Raw genomic sequence first — 1,053 nt, forward strand, 5'->3', positions numbered from 1 at the left:
CACTGATTGTTGAAGGCGGCGCAATGCGAGGGGTATTTTCTTGCGGAATACTCGACCATTTTTTAGCTGCGGACTTTTCTCCCTTCGACAGCTTTTGGGGCGTATCGGCTGGCGCAAGTAATCTTGCCGCTTATTTGGCAAAAATGCCGGGCAGAAACCTAAAAATCTATCTCGATTACAGCCTAAGAAATGAGTTCATCACCCCCAGCCAGCTCATACGCGGTGGTGATGTCATGGATTTGGATTGGATGTGGCAAGTAACACTTGAAGAGTTAGGCATTGATAAAGAAGTGCTCGCTGCTGATCCGCGTCCTTTTTTCCTTGTCGTCACTCGTCAAGATACTGGACAGGCAGAATACCTCACTCCGGACGTCGATATGTTAGCGGAGACCATGAAGGCCAGCAGCGCCCTGCCCGTACTCTATCGTAATGGCGTGCTCCTTAATGACACTCGATATGTGGATGGCGGCGTTGCAGATGCCCTGCCAATTGCCGAAGCCATCAAGAGAGGAGCGACAAAAATCATGGTCTTGCGCAGCCAGATTGCCAGTTACCGGAAACCAAGATCAAAGTTCAGTGCCATCACAAAACGTATGCTGAAGGAAACGCCAGCTCTGATTGAGCCTATGCTGACACGTGACGTTCGTTACAACCAAACATTGGAACTGATAAACAACCCGCCACCAGGCGTTGAGATAATCCAAGTGTGTCCACCAGAAACGTTTAAGTTAAAACGCTTAAGCCGCTCACCAGAACCTTTGCGAGAAGCATATGAACTGGGAATTGAGGCTGGCAAACAAGCCATAGAACGTTGGAATTCAGTGTAAAGAAAAAAGCCACCTCGATTAAACGCAAGTTAATCTAGGTGGCTAACGCAAACTCGATGGCAGTGGATTATCGATTTGCTTCGCTACGAGCCCAATAAGTAGGCTCAAATACATTCAGCGTAATACTAAGACATCGGTCAAAATTGGCTGTTCGCTGTCGTTCGCTTTAATAGGTTTCGAACAGCCCTGAGTTGTAGTCTTGAATCGCTTGTTCAATTTCTTCAAT

The 1,053-nt window shown here is 47.4% G+C and carries 1 protein-coding gene; it reads left to right on the forward strand.

Features of this window, described 5'->3' with window-relative positions; genetic code table 11:
* Positions 1 to 2: 2 nt before the first annotated feature.
* Entirely contained in the window at positions 3 to 827 is an 825-nt protein-coding gene (locus R7Z47_RS24120) for a patatin family protein (protein ID WP_318130671.1), read from the forward strand.
* Positions 828 to 1,053: the final 226 nt, after the last annotated feature.

The organism is Vibrio sp. 1641 (assembly GCF_033339995.1).
GTDB lineage: Bacteria > Pseudomonadota > Gammaproteobacteria > Enterobacterales > Vibrionaceae > Vibrio > Vibrio alginolyticus.